The sequence below is a fragment of the Methylobacterium planeticum genome, from assembly GCF_008806345.1.
GTDB classification, from domain to species: Bacteria; Pseudomonadota; Alphaproteobacteria; order Rhizobiales; family Beijerinckiaceae; genus Methylobacterium; species Methylobacterium planeticum.
In genome coordinates this window covers 1-18712 of record NZ_VZZJ01000010.1, presented here as the reverse complement: position 1 = coordinate 18712, position 18712 = coordinate 1, and the positions used below count along the sequence as shown (strand labels likewise).

Sequence of the window (18712 nt, the reverse complement as noted above, 5' to 3'; positions counted from 1 at the left end):
CTGCGGCGCCGAAGCGAAGCCTTCCTCTCGGCGAAGCGTTCTGGAGACACTTCATGACCGGACAGACCGACGTTCTCTGGTTCCTGCCGACCCACGGCGACGGGCGCTACCTCGGTGCGCAGGAGGGCGCCCGCGCGGTCTCGCTCCCCTATCTCCGCCAGATCGCCCAGGCCGCGGACGAGCTCGGCTATTACGGCGTGCTGCTGCCGACCGGCCGCTCCTGCGAGGATTCCTGGGTGGTCGCCTCGGCGCTGGCGCCCCTGACGAAGCGCCTGCGCTTCCTCGTCGCCGTGCGGCCGGGCCTGCAGGAGCCCTCGGCCGCCGCCCGCATGGCCGCCACTCTCGACCGGATCTCGGACGGGCGCCTGCTCATCAACGTGGTGACGGGCGGCGACCCGGTCGAGCTGCGCGGCGACGGGGTCTTCCTCGCGCATGACGAGCGCTACGTCGTGACGGACGAGTTCCTGCACATCTGGCGCGGCCTGATGGCGGGGGAGACGGTCTCGTTCGAGGGCAAGCACCTGCGGGTCGAGCAGGGCCGCGTCGTCTTCCCGCCGGTCCAGGCCCCCTACCCGCCGCTCTATTTCGGCGGCTCCTCGGATGCCGGCATCGCGGTCGCGGCCGACCATTGCGACGTCTACCTCACCTGGGGCGAGCCCCCGGCCGGCGTCGCCGAGAAGATCGCCCGGGCCCGCGCGGCGGCGGAGCGGCGCGGCAAGACCTTCTCGTACGGCATCCGCCTGCACGTGATCGTGCGGGAGACCGAGGGCGCGGCCTGGGCGGCGGCCGAGGACCTGATCTCGCGCCTCGACGACGACACCATCGCGCGGGCTCAGGCCACCCTGAAGCGGCAGGATTCCGTTGGCCAGAGCCGCATGATGGCGCTGCACGGGGGCGACCGCGGCAAGCTCGAGGTCTCGCCGAACCTCTGGGCCGGCGTCGGCCTCGTGCGCGGGGGCGCCGGCACCGCCCTCGTCGGCTCGGCCGATCAGGTCGCCGACCGGATGAAGGAATACATCGGCCTCGGCATCGACCGCTTCATCCTCTCCGGCTACCCGCATCTCGAGGAGGCCTACCGCTTCGCCGAGCTGGTCTTCCCGAAGCTGCCCCTGCGCGCCACCACGGGCGTCGCCCCGACGCAGGCCCAGAACAACGGCCCGTTCGGCGAGATCATCGCCAACGACATCGTGCCGGGCCGCCGCGTCGCCGCCCACTGACCGCCCGGAACCCGCTTCACCCAAGGGTTTCTCGCCCAAGGGTTTTTCCCCCCAAGGCCCTCTCGCCCAAGGCCCTCTCCCCCCGAAGGGCTCCCCGATCGACCCCAGGACGGAACCCGACCCATGCCGGCCATCGCCACCCTCGCCCCGCGGCTCCGCGCCGACCGGGTCTGGCTCCTCCTCAGCGCCCTGGCGCTCGCCTGCCTGATGCCCCTGACGGCGCACGCGCAGGAGCGCGTGGTCCGGATCGGCTATCAGAAATACGGCACGCTGGTGCTCCTCAAGGCCCGGGGCACCCTGGAGCCCCGCCTGAAGGCGCTCGGCTACCGGGTGACCTGGTCGGAATTCCCCTCCGGGCCGCCGCTCCTCGAGGCGCTGAACGCGGGCGCGGTCGATCTCGGCTCCGCCGGCGAGACGCCCCCGATCTTCGCGCAGGCCGCGAGCGACGCCCTCACCTACGTGGCCCACGAGCCGGCCGCCCCCAGGGGCGAGGCCATCCTGGTGCGCAAGGACGGCCCGATCCGCTCGGTCGCCGACCTCAAGGGCCGCAAGGTCGCCCTCAACAAGGGCTCGAACGTGCATTACCTCCTGGTGCGGGCCCTGGAGAAGGCCGGGCTCCAGCTCTCCGACATCAGCGTCGCCTACCTGGCCCCGGCCGATGCCCGGGCGGCCTTCGAGCGCGGCGCGGTCGATGCCTGGGCGATCTGGGACCCCTACTTCGCCGCCGCCGAGGCGGGCACGGGCGCCCGCATCCTCGCCGACGGCAGCGACCTCGTGCCGAACCACCAGTTCTACCTCGCGGCCCGCGACTTCACGGCCAAGCAGGGCCCCGCCCTCGACGCGGTGCTGGCGGCCATCGGCGAGGTCGACGCCTGGGCCCGCGAGAACACCGACGCGGTGGCGCAGGAGCTCGCCCCCTCGGTCGGCATCCCGGCCCCGATCCTCGCCGTGGCCCTCAGGCGCCAGACCTACGGCATCCGGCCCCTCGACGCGGACGTCGTCGCCGGCCAGCAGAAGATCGCCGACACCTTCCACGGCCTCGGCCTGATCCCGAAGGCGATCTCGATCGCCGACGCGGTGCGCAAGCCCGGAAGCTGAGGCCCAACCCCGAGACTGATGGGCGGAGCGCCGCGGCGCCCGCCCAACCGTGCAGCCGTCATATGAAGTGTTCCATGTCCGCGCTCCCCCTCCTCCGCGCCGCGAGCCTGATCCTGGCCCTCGCCGCCGTCGCGCTCGGCCCCGCCGAGGCCGCCGGCACCCTGCGCATCGGCTACCAGCGCTCCTCCACGCTGATCGCGCTCCTGCGCCAGGACGGCTCCCTCGAGAAGGCCCTCGCCCCCCAGGGCGTCGCCGTGTCCTGGCACGAATTCACCAGCGGCCTGCCCATCATGGAGGCTCTGAACACCGGCAGCATCGACGTCTCGGCCGACGTCGCCGACACCGTGCCGATCTTCGCGCAGGCCGCCCAGGCCCGCATCACCTACCTGGCGCAGGAGGCCGCCTCGCCCTCCGCCCAGGCGATCCTGGTGCCGGGTGACTCGCCCCTGAAGAGCGTCGCCGACCTGAAGGGCCGCAAGATCGCGGTCACCAAGGGCGCGGGCAGCCACTATCTCCTCCTCGCGGCGCTCGCGGGCGAGGGCCTGCCCTTCCGCAGCATCGTGCCGGCCTACCTCTCTCCCGCGGACGGCCGGACCGCGCTGGCGAGCGGAAGCGTCGAGGCCTGGGTCGCCTGGGACCCGTTCCTGTCCGCCGCCCTGGAGCAATCCGGCGCCCGGATCCTGCGCGACGGCACCGGCCTCTCGCTCTACAAGCGCTACTACCTGGCGGCTGACGACTACGCCGCCCGGCATCCGGAGATCCTCGCCGTGATCGTGGTCCGCCTCGGCGAGACCGGCGCCTGGGTCAAGGCGAACCCGGACGCGGCGGCCGCGCGCCTCGCGGAACTCTGGAAGCTCGATCCCGGGATCATCCGCAAGGCGAACGAGCGCCGCAGCTACCGCGTCGAGCGGGTCACCCGCGGAGACCTCGCCGAGCAGCAGACGATCGCCGACGCCTTCCGGGCGGAGGGCCTGCTGCCGCGCGCGGTCGATGCCTCGGCGCTCGCCGTCTGGGAGCCGCCGACCCGCTGAACAGGCGCCGAGTGTCGCTGGAACGAGAAGGGGCTCCCGCGCCGGAGCCCCTTTTTCTCGACCCGTTCCCGGGACGGAATGGTGGGCGCGACAGGGATCGAACCTGTGATCCCTACCAAGTCAAGTTCGTTCCCCTGGCGGAAGGCATTGGAAACAAAGGGAAAGGGCCGAACGGCCGCAGGTTCCCCGTCCGTTCACGGTTGCAGGGTTCGCCGAACCAGGGATCGCGAACTAACCCGCGGAGGTCCCATGATGGCACCGCCCGTGACCCCCGAAGGCGAGCGCGCTGGTTCAGCAAGGGTGACTGCAGGTCGGGTAAGGGCCATCCGCGAGGATCCTCGCCCGGCAACCCACGTCGCGCGCGAATGCGGCATGAGCGACAGGGCAGTCCGGAAGATCCGCGACCGAAGAAGCCGTCGGCATGGTGTTACACTTCCCGCACGGGTCCACCGAACGGACGCAGCCGCTTGTCCGCGAAGGAAAACTCGGTCCGGCGGAGATAGGGCATGAAGCGTCGACACCTCGTCGCGGCCATGGCTGGCGCCCTACTCGCGCCCCGGACTGGCCGCGCACAGCAGGGCCGGTGGCCGGTCGTGGGGTTCCTCTCGATCTCCTCGCCAGAGGCTGTCCGGCCTTCGCTCCTGCCTGCCTTTCAGCGAGGCCTTGCGGAGGCCGGCTACGTCGAAGGGCGCAACGTGGCGATCCGCTACGTCTGGGCTGAAGGATCCTACGAACGGCTGCCTACCCTCGCCGGCGAACTTGTGCAGCAGAAGGTCGATGTGATCGTGGCCGCAGGCGGCACCATCGCGGCGCTAACATCCAGAGCCGCGACATCTGACATTCCGATTGTCGGTCTTGCGGGCGACGATCCGGTCCGGCTTGGATTGGCTACGAGCATCGGCCGACCCGGCGGTAATTTCACGGGCGTCGTCCAGCTCGTCGTTGCCTCGGTGGGAAAACGCGCCGAGCTGTTGCACGAACTTGTTCCGGACATGAAGGTTGTCGCCTTCTTGGACAACCGACTCCGGACCAACGCCCCTCAGCAAGTCAGTGAGATGCAGGAGGCGTCGCGAGCGCTTGGATTGGATCTGGTGGTGATCGATGCCAGCGATGACGAGGGGCTCAGATCCGCGCTGCCGGTGGCCCGCGCCAAGGCCGGCGGCCTCGTCCTAGCCGGCGACCCATTCTTTTTCGCCCGTCGGACGTTGATCACGTCGTTGGTCCAGCAGCATGCGCTGCCGACCATCTACTTCTTCAAGGAATTCGTCCTGTCAGGGGGATTGATCAGCTACGGTTCCAACCTCGCGAGCGCATTCCGTCAGATTGGTGTCTATGCAGGGCGCATCCTTGCCGGCGCAAAAGCATCCGAGCTGCCTCTGGTGCAGCAAACCGACAAGCTTGAGCTTGTCATCAATCTCAAGGCTGCGCGCGCCCTAGGCCTCACAGTGCCGACCTCGATCCTGATCCAGGCCGAGGATGTTTTCGACTGAATGGACGGTGTGCTGGGAGCGAGAACTCCAGACTTGGACTGTCCCCGCTTTGAGGCGGCGGACAGCGTTCCGATAGGCCTTGCCCCAACGGACCGGTCCAAGCAGCTCGAAACGTTTCGTCGAGAACGTGCCGTCCTTGGAAGCGGACGAAGGCGGCAGCATCCCGGTCGGGCGAGCTTGGCAGGGAAAGCTGCACAACCAGAAGGCGAAACTCAGGTTGTATCAAATACAATCGAAATTCCTATGATTATGTATCGTTGCGCAATGCATCCTTGGGTCACAGGGCGGGAGACGGCCGTATCAGCGGTCTAGCTCCACCACACCTCCCTCTACCAGGAAGCTCAGACCATGCTCGCCCGCGCCCTCGACTCACTGTGCCTCCGTGTCCTCGGTTCGCCAGCCCTGGGATGGGCGGTGCGCACGGTCATCGTTCTGGCATCACGAGATGCCTCGCCCCGCGGCGAGGCCGCGGACGGCAGAGCCGGCGCGATGGTCTTGGTCCGGTAGCCAGAGGGATCGCCGAAGGGCGACGCGGCTTATGCCGCCCGAGCGAGATCCCCCTCGATCGCGGCGAGCGCCCGCTCCAGCGCCGCGAAGCAGGTCGGGTCGAACGCCGTGCCGAGGTCCGCGCGCATGATACAGAGCGCTTTCTCAAGCGGCATGGCCGCCCGGTAGGGCCTGTTGGCGGTCAGCGCGTCGAACACGTCGGCTACCGAGACGATGCGGGTCTCGGGGGCAATCGCATCGCCTGTCAGCCCGCGTGGATAGCCCTTGCCGTCCAGCCGTTCGTGGTGGCCGCCGCCGATGCGGGCCAACTCGCGGAACACCGCCACGCGGGTCAATATGGTCTCGGACAGGGACGCGTGATTGCGCATGTCCTGCCATTCCGCATCGTCCAGCTTGCCGTTCTTGTCGAGGATGGCGTTCGAGACCCCGAGTTTACCGACATCGTGCAGGAGCGCGGCCCGCTTGAGCCAGCGGCGGCGTTCCGACGTATAGCCGAGTTCGGCCGCGATCATGTCGGCGTAGACTGCGACCCGCTCCGAGTGCCCGGAGGTGAAGGGGCTCTTGGCATCGATGATCTGGGCGAAAGCGCGGGCGATATCGTCGAGGTAATCCTCATCCACGACGATCGGGCTGCCCGGTGCCAGCGCGAACACCGCCGCCTCGACCTCGTCCGAGGCCAGGGTCTTCCAAAAACCGGGTTCGGCGGCGACTGCCTCGAAGCAGGCGACCACCTGAGGATCGAACCATGTGCCCGAGCGCGCCCGCACTTCGGCGATCGCGGCCGCGGGGCCGGCTGCGGTGTGGAACACGTCTACCACTTGGGCGAGCAGCGCCACGCGTGCGTAGAGCGGGATCGCGGGTCCGGCGCGACGGTCCGGTCGGCCGGTGCCGTTCCAGTGCTCGTCCAATGCGTGGATGGCCTCGCAGACGCTCGCCGGAAAGCGAAGCTGACGGGCGATCTCGGCGCCCCGCTGGCAGCGGGTCTGGATGAGGTCGTCGACGATCGCTCCGCCGTTCTGCAGGATGTTGAGCACTGCCCGGAAACGTTCGGCCAAGCCTGCCTTGAGGCCCGTGTGGGACAAGACGAAACCTAGCACCTTCGGCAGGCTGTCGCTCACCGTCTTGAAGTCACGCTTGAAGCTGAGATCGTCGGACAGATAGAGCTCACAAATGCGCGCGGCGTTGCTGGAACAACCAAGATCCTTCAGCATCACCGTGTGGTAGAGTTCCCAGAGCTGCAAGTCGGGCAGGCCCATCTCCCGGCCTACGTGGAAGCCGATCCATGTCGAGCGTACGCAATGCCCGACAGGCTGACCTTCGGTCAGATCGAGGGCGTGGCTCAAGGCCCCGAGCACTTCCGAGAGCTGAACCGTCCTGGTATCCCCGTCATCGCCTGACACGATCCGCATCGTTGTCGTCCAGCCCTTTGCCTTGTCGGCGGCAAGACTGCCTGCAGAACCTGATCAAAGCGTTGCGCTGCAGGCGCGTCCGAGCCGGACGGCGAAGGGACCATCGGCGCGGCAGCACTGGAGTACCCCTGGACTATCTCACTTGGGCGGACGATGAGTTCGGCACGGCAGAGATATCCGCGTCGCGGCTCGAACCGAGCGAGCGAGACCGAGCCTGATCCGCGCCGCTCGCGTCCGGAGGACAGACCGCGATAGCCTGGAGGACGGCGGCGTTTGCAATCTGCGGTCTTGCGACCGAGATCGGCATCGATCCGACCGTCCGCCACGGCGCGGATCTCGGCCTCGTGCCGAACGTCGTCGCGGACGCCTGCGGCGGTGGACACGAAGAGCCCGGCGAGCGTGCGATGGCCAGCATCGGTTTCATGGGCGACGCCCTTCTCATCGATAGCGCCCGCCTCACGGCCTTGATGGATGGCTTCCGTGACACGTGAGGTGCGCCTGGCCGTCTCCTAGGCTTTGCCGCGCAATCCGCCGGAGAGCTGCCTTGTGGATTGGAGTTTATGGAACTCGACCTGCTGTAGAGCCACTTGTGACCTTTCACAGCTATTGCCGACCACGCACACGAACGACTGCAATTGCGCTTTGCAGTCCTTAGGGCCGCTCGAAGACCGCGATCATGCGTTCCCGGAGATGGTGGTGATGCGAGCAGCCTGCGCGTGTCGTACACAGGCGGCCGCGAGCAGCATGGTCGGGTCGAGCAGCGCGATCGTCGCGCCGTCCGCGTCGAAATCGGCCGCCTGCGGGAACAACAACGGAAGTTCCGTGCAACCGAGCACCACGACACCGGCGCCGCGTTCGGCCAGATGGACGATGGCCGCGCGCAGATCGTATCGGCATTGCCCCTCGGTAAACCCGGCCTTCACGCCGCTCGCCCCGTAGATCGCCTCCATCACCAGCGTCTGGTGCTCGGCGTCCGGCACGATCACTTCGACGCCCGCCCGCTTCGCCGCCTCGGCGTAGACACCACTCTCGACGGTGCCAGAAGTCGCCAGCAGGCCGACCAACTGGCCAGGATGGCGCCCGGCCACCTGCGCCATCGTCTCGTCGAGCATGTTCAGCACGGGGATGCGCAGATGGCCCTGGATGCGGTCCACGAAGGCGTGCGCGGTGTTGCACGGGATGGCGATCAGGTCGGCTTCGGCCGCCTCCAGCTTCTTGCAGGTGGCGAACATGGCGATGGTCGGGTCGGTCCCGCCGCGCACCAGATGCTCGGTCCGGTCCGGGATCTGCGGGTTTTGCTCCACGATCATCTTGATGTGGTCCTGGTCGCGCGCCGCCTCGGTCAGGCGCACGACCTTGCCCATAAAATCGACCGTGGCGAGCGGCCCCACGCCGCCGACGACGCCGATCTTGAAGGCCCGGCGCGGTCGGCTGGCAGGTTGGTAGAGCGCGAAATCCGCATAGGATTGGTTCACGTTGAGGACTGGCACGGGCACCGCCGACGACAGGGCCGCGTGGACGAGCGATAGCTCGGTGAAGCCTGGGACGATGACCTCGCAGCCCGCGGCGCATAGCCCGGCGCAGACGCCGCGCAGCGTCTCCAGCAGGTCCGGCGTGGCGCGACCCGCCTTGATGCCCCCCGCCGCGTAGACCGCCTCCATCAAGTCGTGCTGCGCGGCGGCGTCCGGGTAGACGACCGCGCGGGTGCCTTGGAAGGCGCGGTCGAACAGGCCCCTGTCGCGCACGTAGTCCGAGGTCAGGACGCCAACGCGCCGGGCGGCGGGATGGTCGGCAGCCAGCTTCGCGCGCAGGGCGTCCATCAGACCGAAGACCGGAGTGGAGATGTTGGGGGCGATCTCGTCGAGGAAGGTCTGGCTGATGAAGCAGGGCAGCAGGATTACGTCGATGCCACGGGCCTCCAGGCGACGGATCAGCGAGAAGGCGTGCAGCTTGCGGCCGGTGGGGTCGTAGCTCGTGTCGGCGCGCAGGCGGTCCCCGGGGAAGCTCTGCTGCTCGAAGGCGACGGCGTAGCGTTCGGGGTCGGCGGCGGTGGCGCGGATGAGGTGCTGAAGGAAGTCCGCGCCTGCGAGCGCACCGAGGCCGCCAACCACTCCGAAGGCTTGACGATTATCGATCACCACGAACCTCGCTCGTAAGGATGCATGTCCGCAATGGATCGAATTGCAGACACACTCCACCGAAAAACGGACAGCGGCTTTCCACCGAGCCTGTGTGGAAAGAGAGGCTGGTGATCAGGCGAATCTGACATCGCGGAAGGTGGCTTTCAGGTTTTGCAGAACACGGCGGTCGTTGGTCGCAACCTCATCGTCGCTGCTGTCGATCGCGCGCACGAGAAACACGGGCTCCGGAGCGCTTGGATCGGCGTGAGCCTGAAACTCGCCAGACGACCTGCTGGGTCCCGTCTGCGAGGTCTCGCAGCGTGTCTCCCTTGATTTGCCTGCCGGAGGCCGCAAGCTCTCCGAGCCGTCAAGTGCACGGACGCGGACAACCGCAGCACACACGATTTCGCCAAGTGTCGGAAGAGATCGGTGAGTTCACACTGGCGAGTGTACGTTCCGATTGCGTAGTGCGCTAAGCGATAAACCGCCACCGGCGGCGCTTCTCCGGAATCGACCGAACGACGGGTGAGAAGGCCATGCCCTTAGCCACAGTGTCGTGGTGAGCTTCGATCAGGAGCTGAACGCGCTTCATCGCTTCAAGGATCTCGACCGCGGCCAACCGCTCGGCGTCACATGCGCGGGTGTTCGAGATGATCTGGTGCATGCTCTCCTCGGCCTCACGCACGAGCTGGGCGGCTTGAACGCAGAAGCTATCGACCTCCGACCGTTCGCCTAATCGGTTTGCCAGCGTGCTCATGAAGACCCCCCGGATTGGGAACCCGAGGGGTGTGCTCCGGTAGGACGCGGCTATCTGTGAAGCGGATCACGTTTCGCCCGAGATTGGCGGTGTCACCCGGGATTAGAGAGGCCTCGGCAGCGTGCTTCCGTGTCCAGCTCTGTGAACAGCAGCCCCGGGCGCTGGCTGGGCGTTATGGAAACGCGCAGCCTTGACCTGGATGAAGGGCCGCTCGATCGAGCGGCCCTTTTTCATTCAGATGTGGAAGTCAGCGTGCCCGGTGAGGTGATGACCAAACAGGCTGACCGAGAAGTCGGCATGACCTGCATCGCCGTGGGCGCCGCAGCCCCCGTCGTGGAATCCCTGATCGCCCGCATGAGAGCTCGTCGCGGTGTTCGTCGGGTCGGTCGCGTCGGTGGTCTGGCCAGGAGCGGCAGTGGTGCTACCGCTCTGATGCATGTTGAACACGAAGCTGTCACCGTGATGGTGACCCCACGAGTGATGCGAGTGGCTGCTATGGTCCGCCGTCGCGCCTGAATTGGTCTGCGTGGGCACGGTCGAGACGGTGTCCCCCGCATCCGTCGTTGTGGTTGTCTCCATGGTTGACGTCGGCGCAGGCGTCTCTGTGGTCGTCGGAGCCTGCGCCGTATCCGTGTTGCCGGTCGCATCCGTCGTATCAGTGGCACCGGTTGTCGATGGATGGGTGGTGTCCGCCGTTGGCACGGACGCGGTCGTGGTCGTCCCAGCCGAGTGGGCAGTCTCCGCCGTGCCAGTCGTATCGGCGGCATCGGTCGTGGGCGTGTGGGTGGTGTCCGTTGTCGGCGCAGGCGCGGTCGCAGTGCCCGTTGGCGCTGTCGTGGTTGTCGCATCCACTCCCGTACCGTCCGCGCGCTCAGCTGAAGTCGGCGTGCCGAAATCCTCCGTGACGAATGTCACGGTCTGCCCCAGATAGGTGCCCTCATGCAGACTGATCCCGGCGTTCTCGAACGAGCCGTTGACGATGTTCACGTAGTGCTCGGGCGAGTTCACGAGATTGGTGTGCAACTGCTGGACGGTCGCATCACTCAGGCTGCCCGTCACCCAGGCGATATTCTCACCCAAGCCCTGCCAATCGTAACCTGCGCTGTCGATACGCGCGGCAGGCGTGGAGCCATCCGGTCCCGTGTGGGAGAATAAATCGGCCTGATCCATCTCCGCGTTGTGGACCGCAGCGGCGCTTTGAAGCTCACTGTCGAAGGCGAGGGGCTTGGCACCGGCCTTGGCGCGCGTGTCATTGACCAATTGCAGAAATTCGGCCTCGAGGGCTGTAGGTGTAGCCATGCGTACAATTGCTCCTTGGCATTGTCTTTGGTATGCATTCTTATGCTTTTGTTATTATCAAATGCACCAAGTCGGCTTGGCCGTTTAATATGGTGAGAGTGTGATTGTACTAGGTAATACATTAGCGATTACATCAAAATGTGCTTGTAAATCAGCGCGATGAGTTTCCGCTTCGATCGGGATGGTCCTAACCGACGGCTCCGAAGCGGGTAGAGCGGTCCGTCGAGAAAACGACCGTTATCCGCGACCATGATCTCTTGCGGCGGACGGATAGCCTGTCCGCTCTCATTCGGGCAGGCCGGACACGGCGCGGTCGAGCCGTATTCGGTCATGCTTCATCAGGTTGCTGGTGCTAATGCTCACGTCGCGATTGTCGTCGAACACGCAGGCCGAGAACGGCCTGGCCGCCTCCCGCAGGCGGGTGTTCTCAAGCTTCGAGGAGGCGCGTTTGCTCATCCGCAAACCACCTTGCAACTGAGCCGATCTCCACTGCGATCATCACGCGGACGGGGAAAGGAACACGAATGCTCAAGTCTTCAATGTCTCTGCACACCCTATCAACACCGCTTTCCGTACCATTCAGGACTTGACCGCAATGTCTGATGCCGGGAATACAACAGATTTGCGGTCGCTTAAATCTGCCAGCGTTGCGTGTTCGAAATTCTACAGCGTTGGGTGGGACATCCAGGGGTGGCAGCCCCATGCGAGCAGCGCCGTTCGGTGCATGGACATTATGGAGCTGCCCGGTCCACTTGCATCGACGGTTCGCGACACTGTTTCCGCCGCACTATAACTTCTCAGTCCATTTACCGAGGGATGGAAATCGCTGTCGACTCAGAAGGCGACCATGCAGTTCATACGGCAGAAATTCTCTGATGCAGGCGCTTCGAGGCTCTCAAGGCTCGGAGGTGACCGCAGTCCAGCCTCGCAGCGATCGGCGTGTTTTCAGAACACTCGATAACATGCGTGGCGTTGCCGCTATTGCAGTCGTGATCATTCACTTTGATGGTCTGTTCGGGAAGATACCCACTCCAATGACGCTGTTCGTCGCTGAAGGAATGCGATCGCTTTCCCGACATTGGCAGTCGGATGGCGCAAAGGCCAAGGAGGGTGGTTTTGCGACGGACCGCTTTCGGATGCCGGAGCGGCGAAGCCGACTTTCGCTGATCGCGTGACTTGGCTGATAGCAGTCACTCCGCACTACAGGCCTGCCGCATCCAGCGCCCCACGCGCATTGCGCCGGATCACCTGCGGCGGCTGTCCGAACGCCCGAAGGAAGGCACGGCGCATCCGGTTGCGGTCCGCGAAGCCGGTCTGGTCAGCGACGGTGTCGATGGGATGCCGGCTGCGTTCCATCAAGACCCGCGCAGCCTCGACGCGCAGGTTCTCGACCGCCTTCGCTGGCGACTGCCCGGTCTCCGCATGGAAGACGCGGCTGAACTGGCGCGGGCTGAGGCGGGCGGCCTCCGCCAACTCCTCGACCGATAAGGGGCGGTGGAGGTTCTGCTTGGCATAGGTCAGCGCGGACTGGATGCGGTCCGACTTGGCATCGAGTTCAAGCAGGGTCGAGAATTGCGACTGTCCGCCCGCCCGGCGGTGGTAGAGCACGAGCTTCTTGGCGACCGCCCGCGCCACCTCCTGGCCGAGGTCCGCTTCAATCAGGGCGAGCGCCAGGTCGATGCCCGCGCTCATCCCCGCAGATGTCCAGATCGGGCCATCGTTGATGTAGATGCAATCCACGTCGGCCGAACACTTCGGGAACTGCTTCTGCAACTCCCGCGCGTGCATCCAGTGCGTCGTGACCCGCCGGCCGTCGAGCAGGCCGGCCTCCCCGAGGACGAAGGCTCCGGTGCAGATCGCGGCGACGCGCCGGGTCTGAGCGGCCGCGCGCTGCACCAGCGCAACGAGGCCCGGCGTCGACGGGCGCACGAAGGTGCCGCCGCCGACGATGAGCGTGTCGAAGGCCGTCTCGCCGAACGCCTCCGTCTCAACGTTCAGGCCGGCTGAGGTGCGGACCGGACCCCCGTGCTCGGAGACAAAGGAGATCTCGTAGGTCGCCTCGTCCGCCACGAGGTTGCCGACCTCGAAGGCGGGCACCGCCGCCAGCGCCATGATCGAGAAGCCCGGATAAACGACGAAGCCGACGCGCTGCATGTCCGTCCTTAGATGTCCGAAAACGATGCAACTATGACATTTGCGTCGAACCCGGTCAACGATAGCTTCCTCTCATCGGACGCCGGCAGCCGCTGGCGTGGAGGAAGAGGAGAACGACCATGTCCGGTCGGAATCGATATACCCTGGTGCGTGTTTTGGCTCTTGCCACGTCACTGGCAGGTGCGATCGTCGCCAGCGAGACGGTCTCAGCACAGGAAGCCATCATGCTCGAAACCATCGGAGCGGTGCGCATGGCGTCGCCCGAGGAAGCCCGGCAGATGAGTGCCAAGCAGGAAGAAGCCCGACCGCAGGCGCAGGAACGGCCGCGCCGCGAGGTACGGGAAGCGTCTGCTCGGTGACATGCTGAACCATTGAGCCGTGCCCGATTGCTGGCGCGGTGTGATGGCCGAAATCGACGCTTTATCGACATTTCGGGTGGGTTCGAGCGGGCGTACTCCCGAAAGGATCTCGCCGTGGACAGAGAAATGAAAGGACATTCCATGACCACTCAGTCCAGCAAGGGACTCGCCGTCGTGACCGGCGCATCCGCCGGTATCGGCGCGGTTTACGCCGACCGGCTCATCAAGCGGGGGTATGACCTCCTGCTGGTCGCCCGCAACGAGGAGCGCCTGCACGCGCTGGCCGATCACCTGACCCCCGAGACGGGGCGCAGGGTCGAGCCGTTCAAGGCCGATCTGGGCCGCAAGGATGATCTCGCGCGCCTAGAAGCTCGCCTGCGCGAGGACCCGAGCATCACCATGCTCGTCAACAACGCCGGCATCGGCTCCGTCGCCTCGATCCTGCAGGGCGACGTGAATGCGATGGACGCCATGATCCAGCTCAACATCACCGCGCTGACCCGCCTGACCTACGCGGTCGCGCCGGCCTTCGTGGCGCGCGGATCCGGGACCATCGTCAACATCTCGTCCGTCGTCGGCGTCGCGGTCGAGATGCTCAACGGCGTCTACAGCGCCTCGAAGTCCTACGTCCTCAGCTTCGGCCACTCGCTGCAGAAGGATCTGGCGGACAAGGGCGTGCGCATCCAGACCGTGCTGCCCGGCGCGACCGCCACCGAGTTCTGGGATGTCGCCGGCTACGCGGCGCAGAAGTCGTCGACGATTACCATGTCGGCGGCCGATCTCGTCGACGCTGCGCTGGTCGGTCTCGACCAGGGCGAACGCATCACCATCCCGGGCCTTCAGGACGTCGGCGATTGGACGCGCTGGGAAGAGGGCCGCCGAGCGATCTCCGCCAAGTTCAACAATGCCAAGCCCTCGCCGCGCTACGGGCTTGAGACGCCGAGCGCCGTCTGAACCCGGGGGACGTCCATGCCTTATCTTCAACTCGACGTCACCGGCAAGCATTCGGTGGCATCCAAGAAGCGCCTCGCTGCGCGGATGAGCCGAACCTACGCGGAGATGATGTCGGTCGACATCAGGAGGATCAGCGTCGCCATTCGCGAACTTGGCGAGGGAGGCGTGTGGCGGATACCGGACGCTGGCGGCGAGCCGGTACCGGTGTCCGTGATGATGCTGGACATCCGGAGAGGCCGCTCAGCCGAATTGCGGATGGAGGTCGCTCAGGCACTGTGCGCACATTGCACCGAGATCCTCGGCCTGCGCGAGGATCGCCTCAACGTGGAGTTCACGCAGCATACTGGCGACGAAATGTATCATCCTGCCCTCGGGGGCTATAGTCCTGATTGGACGCCGGATGAGCAATGAGGTTGTGTCGCAAGCGACTTACGTAATGCAAGATGTCCGCTCTCAAGGTCGACGTAGAACGACTGTAACGACGCGTTCTTGTCGAAAGCAGCTGTTACTGATGTCGGAATAGCGGTCATTTCCCCGACAGAGGTCCGAACCATAGCCCGTTTCTGTCAGGAAGTTATGCCCATAAATCGACTGTCCGAAATACGTGCGCTGAGGAGCGAGGCCGACATCGGGCGGAGGATCTTGCCCGTGGCCGCCTCGCCTTCGCGACTCACCGTCTCCTCGATGATCCCGGCGCTCCCGCCATTCGCTCGGGATCCCTGTCCGCATCGCCCGCGCTTCAGATCGTGCCGTCCGACGTTCAGGCCTGGCGCGACGGTCTCGCCCGCCTCAAGCCTTGCGTCCCGCCCTGCCCCGGCATGACGGCGTCGGGACGGGCCCAGATGCATGCGGTCGCGCTCGAAGCCCTCGATCAGTTCGGAGACGATCTCGTCGCGAACAGTTGGACGACGGCCGAGCTGTTCGGCGCGCATCCCAAGTTCGGCACGATGCGGGTCGACGCCTGCGGCGCCGTCGTGATCGGCAGGCGCAGGACCACGGCGGTCCTGGCCGATCGCATCGAGTTCGGCCTCACCGCTTACTGCCGGAACGTGCCGGGCGCGGGCGTCGGGATCACAGTCTGGGATTTCCGCTGGTGACGCGTATCCTCTGAGGCATGACCGAGCCTGCCCCCCTCGACATGTTCCTGAGCAATGCGATCCGCTTTCTCATCGCCGAAGGACTGCCGCTTGAGATCGTCGACGAGGGCGGGCGCCAGCGCTACATCCTCGAGGGCAAAGAGTTGACGACCGAGCAGATCATCGCGGGCGCCTCCCTGCTCGGCATGGGCAACCACAGGCCGCTCAACTGAGCTATGGCCGAATCACCCACGACCGGGGAACTCTGCGAGGCCGAGGCGATCACCGAGGACGACCTGGTCGCCGCGGGCGAGGCCGACATGGCCGATCCGACGGCGACGCTGTTCGTGATGGGCGAGGGCTACGGTCTGAACCTCGCGGAGGTGGTGCGCTCGCACCCATGGGCCCGCACGACCGTCGCCAGCCCCGAGGCCAGCGATTACCGGACGCGGGGTGTGGTCCGCACGGCGATCCTACTGGCGCGGCCGGAGACGCGATGATCCGCACGACGACGCCAACGCCGGTCATCGTCGAGGAAATGCTGCAATTTGCCGATGATGCAGCCGAGATCGCTCTAGCTCGTGGCGATCCGATCCGCGCAACATGTCCGCCATCATCAATGTACATCCCTCTGCATCTTGCACGGTGACGCTCCCCTTAAGACTGGCTCTCGGGCTAGAGTCCTGCGCGTAGTCGGCCAGGGCGTCGATCGGGGTTGTTAGATAATCTTCAGAGTATTGCTCAAGATCCTACAGAGGAGGTTCCTGGGCCGAAAACGCTCAATGAGTATGCTGAGTTGATGACCTCACAATCTAATGCGTCCTTAGCCAGCGTCGCTGTGAAGTAGGCCAATGCCGCAAAATCTGTGGTCGGGCGACCCATCGACTGCTTTGGCCTAACTCCATTGCTGATCTTCCAAGATGTTTCCGGTTGAGCCCTCCCGGAGACGAAAAGCCCCGCGGGCCGTGAGGCTGCGGGGCTGAGTGCACGGGTAGAATTAGGGCGGCCTCGCCAGCACTGAGCACTGGAGAGAGGAGCCAGCGAGGCCATGTCAGGTGGGCGGCACCCGACGCCTCATGGTGGCACACCGCGAATGTTCGAAACCGATCATAGGTTCGGTGCGGAGCGCACAGAGAAGTCCGCCGCGGCGAACCGGGCGGCCAGTCAGATCAGCGGCCAGGCCTCAATAGGCGTATCCGTAATAAGGCCGATAGTAGCCGTAGGGACCACCGTAGTACCCGACAGGCGCGTATCCATAGCCGCAGTACGGATTGTAGACGCTGCAATAGGGATAGCCGTAGCCGTAGCCGAGCGCTGAACCTGCCGCGAGGCCGAGCCCAAGGCCGGCCAAGCCCCAGCCATAACCACCCCGCCAACCGTAGCCGCGCCAGCCGCCACGCCAGCCAGCACCGCGCCAGCCGAAACCCGGGCCACGCCAGCCAGCCCCACGCCAGCCGCCGAATCCACCGCGGAAACCGGCTCCGCCGAAGCCGCCGCGGAACCCACCGCCCCCGAAGCCACCGCCGCGGAAACCACCACCCCCGAAGCCACCGCCATGGAAGCCACCGCCCCCGAAGCCGCGCGCATCCGCTGGATCAGGTGTGAATGCCAGAGCGGCCAGGACCGCCCCAGCTGCAAGTGCAACACGTTTCATGTCCGCACCTCCGACCATACGCCCTCCGAGGTGTGAAACGCGGGTGCGGTGAGGTTGGTTCTTGGCAGGTTCCGGACGATCCGATTGGAAAAATGATTCTGGATGATCCGATTCAGCGGTCGTCGAAACGCCTGATCGCAGGATGGGGATCTGCGATCAGGCGCCGGTTTGGTCGGTGAATGCTGTCTCAGAGAGACTTCAGAAAAACCGGCGGCCAGATTGCGTGTTCCCCACCTCTCGAGGCGTCTCCGCTTGAGTCTGCTTCCGCATTGAGCGGATCGAAGCCGGCTGATCGGTGGGAAGCAGGGATTCCTCGATACCTGCTTCTCATCATTTCCGCCGCCTCTCCTCGCTTTCTCGCACCAAAGCCGCGAGCGCGAGCCCGATGATCCGACCCACCGAAGCCGCCATCGGCCGCGGCGTGAGCAACCGCTACCGGATGTACGCCACTCCGATCCTCCGCCCGTCGCGCCAGACGATCATCGCATCTCGGTCGATCCCGAGGCTCGGGATCACGGCGTGGAACCGATCCGGCACGTCGATTCCCGGCTCAACCTCGATCAGTGCGCCGAGCTCTGAGGCAGTCCAGACGAGGCAGTCGTGCATCTGCGGGGCCTCGTGGAAGAAAAGCCGCCCGAAAACGAGGGCGTCTCGGCGAACGGCCGCCCGTCGCTCGACGAACATCGTGGTGCTCCAATCTGAGCCGTCGGGTCAGGTGAGCACTCTAAGGTTGCAATTGTCTGAATCTATACAAGCACAAGGTGCGTCCGGGCGTCGCAACCTGAAGGGCACGTGACGACCCCCCTCATCGAGCGCACCGAGCGCGAGCGAGAGGCGCCCCACCGTGCGCCAGGCGCGTGACTTGGCCGGCGCCTGCGCGACCCCTCACCTCGAACTGTTCGTGCACGTGGCCTACGCGAACGCCGGGCGCGCCGCGGCCATCCTCGGCCTGACCTGAGACCGGGTCGACTTCGAGCGCGACAAGATCGACCTCGAGGATCTCCCCTGACGGTACCGCACGAGGGGCGTGTCATCGTGCCCATGACAAATACGCTCCGCACGCGGCGGCTGAACCCACAGGCCGGCCACCGATCCGAGTTCGTGATCGGATCGGCCAGCGAGCCGCTCGGTTCCGTGAAGACGGGACTGGCAACGGCGGCGACGCAGGCCGGGCTCGGCCAGGTCCATCCACACATGCTCCGCCATCGCGCCGCGGTGCGCATGGCCGTGAACGGCGTCGACATGGAGGAGATCCGCTCCGAGCTCGGCCCCTCGGACAGCAAGACCTCGCGCAACATCCATGCGCGATTCTCGCCGGACCGTCTGCGGGAAGCGGCGGCGAGCCTGGAGCTTGATGAGGGGCCGATCGAGGTCAGGCGGAGGGCTTGATGCCGGGTATGCTGAACCGGCATGGCGCTTGGATCGAACCCGGGTCAGGTTCGCCGAACCAGGGAGACATTCGTTTCCGGCGGTCTAGGCCATCTTCCGTCAGGGAAAACCCTGTGACATCGGAGAGATGAGTGGTGGGCGCGACAGGGATCGAACCTGTGACCCCTACCATGTCAACTTTGTTCTCTATGATGAACA

23 protein-coding genes are annotated in these 18712 nt (G+C 65.8%); 14 read left to right on the top strand and 9 right to left on the bottom strand.

The genetic code is table 11. The features are described 5' to 3' along the window. The first annotated feature begins 53 nt into the window (after window positions 1-53). The 4 genes from ssuD (at window position 54) to F6X51_RS13305 (ending at window position 4836) form a co-directional block, all read left to right on the top strand. Entirely contained in the window at window positions 54-1217 is a 1164-nt protein-coding gene (ssuD, locus tag F6X51_RS13320) for an FMNH2-dependent alkanesulfonate monooxygenase (protein ID WP_150964151.1), read from the top strand. Between the two features lie 123 nt (window positions 1218-1340). After that, complete coding sequence (locus F6X51_RS13315) at window positions 1341-2315, top strand: sulfonate ABC transporter substrate-binding protein (RefSeq protein WP_150964150.1); 975 nt, start codon at window positions 1341-1343, stop codon at window positions 2313-2315. Window positions 2316-2389: 74 nt separating this feature from the next. Then, complete coding sequence (locus tag F6X51_RS13310) at window positions 2390-3346, top strand: aliphatic sulfonate ABC transporter substrate-binding protein (RefSeq protein WP_150964149.1); 957 nt, start codon at window positions 2390-2392, stop codon at window positions 3344-3346. A 506-nt stretch (window positions 3347-3852) separates the two neighbouring features. Then, window positions 3853-4836 (top strand): ABC transporter substrate-binding protein, encoded by a 984-nt coding sequence (locus tag F6X51_RS13305; RefSeq protein ID WP_150964148.1) that lies wholly within the window; start codon window positions 3853-3855, stop codon window positions 4834-4836. A gap of 536 nt (window positions 4837-5372) precedes the next feature. Here F6X51_RS13305 and F6X51_RS13300 read toward each other — a convergent pair. Further along, entirely contained in the window at window positions 5373-6752 is a 1380-nt protein-coding gene (locus tag F6X51_RS13300; protein ID WP_150964147.1) for an HD-GYP domain-containing protein, read from the bottom strand. A gap of 251 nt (window positions 6753-7003) precedes the next feature. Here F6X51_RS13300 and F6X51_RS13295 point away from each other — a divergent pair, with 251 nt between their 5' ends. Continuing rightward, window positions 7004-7243, top strand: coding sequence for an isochorismatase family protein (locus F6X51_RS13295; RefSeq protein WP_150964146.1), 240 nt, complete (start codon window positions 7004-7006; stop codon window positions 7241-7243). Between the two features lie 183 nt (window positions 7244-7426). Here F6X51_RS13295 and cuyB read toward each other — a convergent pair whose 3' ends face one another. The 4 genes from cuyB to F6X51_RS27900 form a co-directional block, all read right to left on the bottom strand. Then, window positions 7427-8893: a cysteate racemase gene (cuyB, locus tag F6X51_RS13290; RefSeq protein ID WP_210250310.1), complete on the bottom strand. Its 1467-nt coding sequence runs from the start codon at window positions 8891-8893 to the stop codon at window positions 7427-7429. Between the two features lie 451 nt (window positions 8894-9344). After that, window positions 9345-9629 carry a hypothetical protein gene (locus F6X51_RS13285; protein ID WP_150964145.1) on the bottom strand — a complete coding sequence of 95 codons (285 nt, stop codon included), beginning with the start codon at window positions 9627-9629 and terminating at the stop codon, window positions 9345-9347. Between the two features lie 234 nt (window positions 9630-9863). Beyond that, complete coding sequence (locus F6X51_RS13280; protein WP_150964144.1) at window positions 9864-10928, bottom strand: CAP domain-containing protein; 1065 nt, start codon at window positions 10926-10928, stop codon at window positions 9864-9866. A 285-nt stretch (window positions 10929-11213) separates the two neighbouring features. Next, window positions 11214-11384, bottom strand: a complete 171-nt coding sequence (locus F6X51_RS27900; RefSeq protein ID WP_191970112.1) for a hypothetical protein — start codon at window positions 11382-11384, stop codon at window positions 11214-11216. A 506-nt stretch (window positions 11385-11890) separates the two neighbouring features. Here F6X51_RS27900 and F6X51_RS13275 point away from each other — a divergent pair. Further along, complete coding sequence (locus F6X51_RS13275) at window positions 11891-12103, top strand: hypothetical protein (protein ID WP_150964143.1); 213 nt, start codon at window positions 11891-11893, stop codon at window positions 12101-12103. Window positions 12104-12128: 25 nt separating this feature from the next. Here F6X51_RS13275 and F6X51_RS13270 read toward each other — a convergent pair whose 3' ends face one another. After that, window positions 12129-13082 carry a GlxA family transcriptional regulator gene (locus tag F6X51_RS13270; protein WP_150964142.1) on the bottom strand — a complete coding sequence of 318 codons (954 nt, stop codon included), beginning with the start codon at window positions 13080-13082 and terminating at the stop codon, window positions 12129-12131. Between the two features lie 119 nt (window positions 13083-13201). Here F6X51_RS13270 and F6X51_RS13265 point away from each other — a divergent pair, with 119 nt between their 5' ends. From F6X51_RS13265 to F6X51_RS27895, 7 genes are all read left to right on the top strand, one after another. Continuing rightward, a complete protein-coding gene (locus tag F6X51_RS13265) occupies window positions 13202-13441 on the top strand; it encodes a hypothetical protein (protein WP_150964141.1) in 240 nt (79 codons plus the stop codon). 141 nt (window positions 13442-13582) lie between these two features. Further along, entirely contained in the window at window positions 13583-14395 is an 813-nt protein-coding gene (locus F6X51_RS13260) for an SDR family NAD(P)-dependent oxidoreductase (protein WP_150964274.1), read from the top strand. Window positions 14396-14410: 15 nt separating this feature from the next. Next, on the top strand, window positions 14411-14806 hold the full coding sequence (locus F6X51_RS13255; RefSeq protein WP_150964140.1) for a tautomerase family protein: 396 nt from the start codon (window positions 14411-14413) through the stop codon (window positions 14804-14806). A 431-nt stretch (window positions 14807-15237) separates the two neighbouring features. Further along, window positions 15238-15492 (top strand): hypothetical protein, encoded by a 255-nt coding sequence (locus tag F6X51_RS13250; protein WP_150964139.1) that lies wholly within the window; start codon window positions 15238-15240, stop codon window positions 15490-15492. Window positions 15493-15509: 17 nt separating this feature from the next. Continuing rightward, window positions 15510-15704 carry a hypothetical protein gene (locus F6X51_RS13245; RefSeq protein ID WP_150964138.1) on the top strand — a complete coding sequence of 65 codons (195 nt, stop codon included), beginning with the start codon at window positions 15510-15512 and terminating at the stop codon, window positions 15702-15704. Window positions 15705-15707: 3 nt separating this feature from the next. Next, window positions 15708-15971, top strand: coding sequence for a hypothetical protein (locus F6X51_RS13240; RefSeq protein ID WP_150964137.1), 264 nt, complete (start codon window positions 15708-15710; stop codon window positions 15969-15971). Continuing rightward, window positions 15968-16120: a hypothetical protein gene (locus F6X51_RS27895; RefSeq protein WP_191970111.1), complete on the top strand. Its 153-nt coding sequence runs from the start codon at window positions 15968-15970 to the stop codon at window positions 16118-16120. The genes F6X51_RS13240 and F6X51_RS27895 overlap by 4 nt, the downstream gene beginning before the upstream one ends. Window positions 16121-16654: 534 nt before the next feature. On the opposite strand, the gene F6X51_RS13235 is transcribed toward F6X51_RS27895, so the two are convergent. Together F6X51_RS13235 and F6X51_RS13230 are read right to left on the bottom strand one after the other, a co-directional pair. Beyond that, window positions 16655-17125, bottom strand: a complete 471-nt coding sequence (locus tag F6X51_RS13235; RefSeq protein WP_150964136.1) for a hypothetical protein — start codon at window positions 17123-17125, stop codon at window positions 16655-16657. A 432-nt stretch (window positions 17126-17557) separates the two neighbouring features. Continuing rightward, complete coding sequence (locus F6X51_RS13230) at window positions 17558-17809, bottom strand: pilus assembly protein PilZ (RefSeq protein WP_150964135.1); 252 nt, start codon at window positions 17807-17809, stop codon at window positions 17558-17560. 357 nt (window positions 17810-18166) lie between these two features. On the opposite strand from F6X51_RS13230, the gene F6X51_RS13225 reads away from it, so the two are divergent. After that, the gene (locus tag F6X51_RS13225) at window positions 18167-18514 is read left to right on the top strand and encodes a tyrosine-type recombinase/integrase (RefSeq protein ID WP_246696794.1); all 348 of its coding nucleotides are present in this window, start codon (window positions 18167-18169) and stop codon (window positions 18512-18514) included. On the opposite strand, the gene F6X51_RS28370 is transcribed toward F6X51_RS13225, so the two are convergent. Continuing rightward, window positions 18498-18712: hypothetical protein (locus F6X51_RS28370; RefSeq protein ID WP_210250309.1), on the bottom strand; the 215-nt coding region annotated here is incomplete at its 5' end. The two genes, F6X51_RS13225 and F6X51_RS28370, sit on opposite strands and share 17 nt — an antisense overlap.

Bases quoted from the DNA above. Each gene is read 5' to 3' on its own strand.
- F6X51_RS13245 (WP_150964138.1), top strand. From the start codon at position 15,510: ATGACCGAGCCTGCCCCCCTCGACATGTTCCTGAGCAATGCGATCCGC.
- F6X51_RS13240 (WP_150964137.1), top strand. From the start codon at position 15,708: ATGGCCGAATCACCCACGACCGGGGAACTCTGCGAGGCCGAGGCGATC.
- F6X51_RS13230 (WP_150964135.1), bottom strand. From the start codon at position 17,809: ATGTTCGTCGAGCGACGGGCGGCCGTTCGCCGAGACGCCCTCGTTTTC.
- ssuD (WP_150964151.1), top strand. From the start codon at position 54: ATGACCGGACAGACCGACGTTCTCTGGTTCCTGCCGACCCACGGCGAC.
- F6X51_RS27900 (WP_191970112.1), bottom strand. From the start codon at position 11,384: ATGAGCAAACGCGCCTCCTCGAAGCTTGAGAACACCCGCCTGCGGGAG.
- F6X51_RS13300 (WP_150964147.1), bottom strand. From the start codon at position 6,752: ATGCGGATCGTGTCAGGCGATGACGGGGATACCAGGACGGTTCAGCTC.
- F6X51_RS13260 (WP_150964274.1), top strand. From the start codon at position 13,583: ATGACCACTCAGTCCAGCAAGGGACTCGCCGTCGTGACCGGCGCATCC.
- F6X51_RS13255 (WP_150964140.1), top strand. From the start codon at position 14,411: ATGCCTTATCTTCAACTCGACGTCACCGGCAAGCATTCGGTGGCATCC.
- F6X51_RS13275 (WP_150964143.1), top strand. From the start codon at position 11,891: ATGCGTGGCGTTGCCGCTATTGCAGTCGTGATCATTCACTTTGATGGT.
- F6X51_RS13280 (WP_150964144.1), bottom strand. From the start codon at position 10,928: ATGGCTACACCTACAGCCCTCGAGGCCGAATTTCTGCAATTGGTCAAT.
- F6X51_RS27895 (WP_191970111.1), top strand. From the start codon at position 15,968: ATGATCCGCACGACGACGCCAACGCCGGTCATCGTCGAGGAAATGCTG.
- F6X51_RS13285 (WP_150964145.1), bottom strand. From the start codon at position 9,629: ATGAGCACGCTGGCAAACCGATTAGGCGAACGGTCGGAGGTCGATAGC.
- F6X51_RS13270 (WP_150964142.1), bottom strand. From the start codon at position 13,082: ATGCAGCGCGTCGGCTTCGTCGTTTATCCGGGCTTCTCGATCATGGCG.
- F6X51_RS13305 (WP_150964148.1), top strand. From the start codon at position 3,853: ATGAAGCGTCGACACCTCGTCGCGGCCATGGCTGGCGCCCTACTCGCG.
- F6X51_RS13315 (WP_150964150.1), top strand. From the start codon at position 1,341: ATGCCGGCCATCGCCACCCTCGCCCCGCGGCTCCGCGCCGACCGGGTC.
- F6X51_RS13235 (WP_150964136.1), bottom strand. From the start codon at position 17,125: ATGAAACGTGTTGCACTTGCAGCTGGGGCGGTCCTGGCCGCTCTGGCA.
- F6X51_RS13310 (WP_150964149.1), top strand. From the start codon at position 2,390: ATGTCCGCGCTCCCCCTCCTCCGCGCCGCGAGCCTGATCCTGGCCCTC.
- F6X51_RS13250 (WP_150964139.1), top strand. From the start codon at position 15,238: ATGCATGCGGTCGCGCTCGAAGCCCTCGATCAGTTCGGAGACGATCTC.
- F6X51_RS13265 (WP_150964141.1), top strand. From the start codon at position 13,202: ATGTCCGGTCGGAATCGATATACCCTGGTGCGTGTTTTGGCTCTTGCC.
- F6X51_RS13225 (WP_246696794.1), top strand. From the start codon at position 18,167: ATGACAAATACGCTCCGCACGCGGCGGCTGAACCCACAGGCCGGCCAC.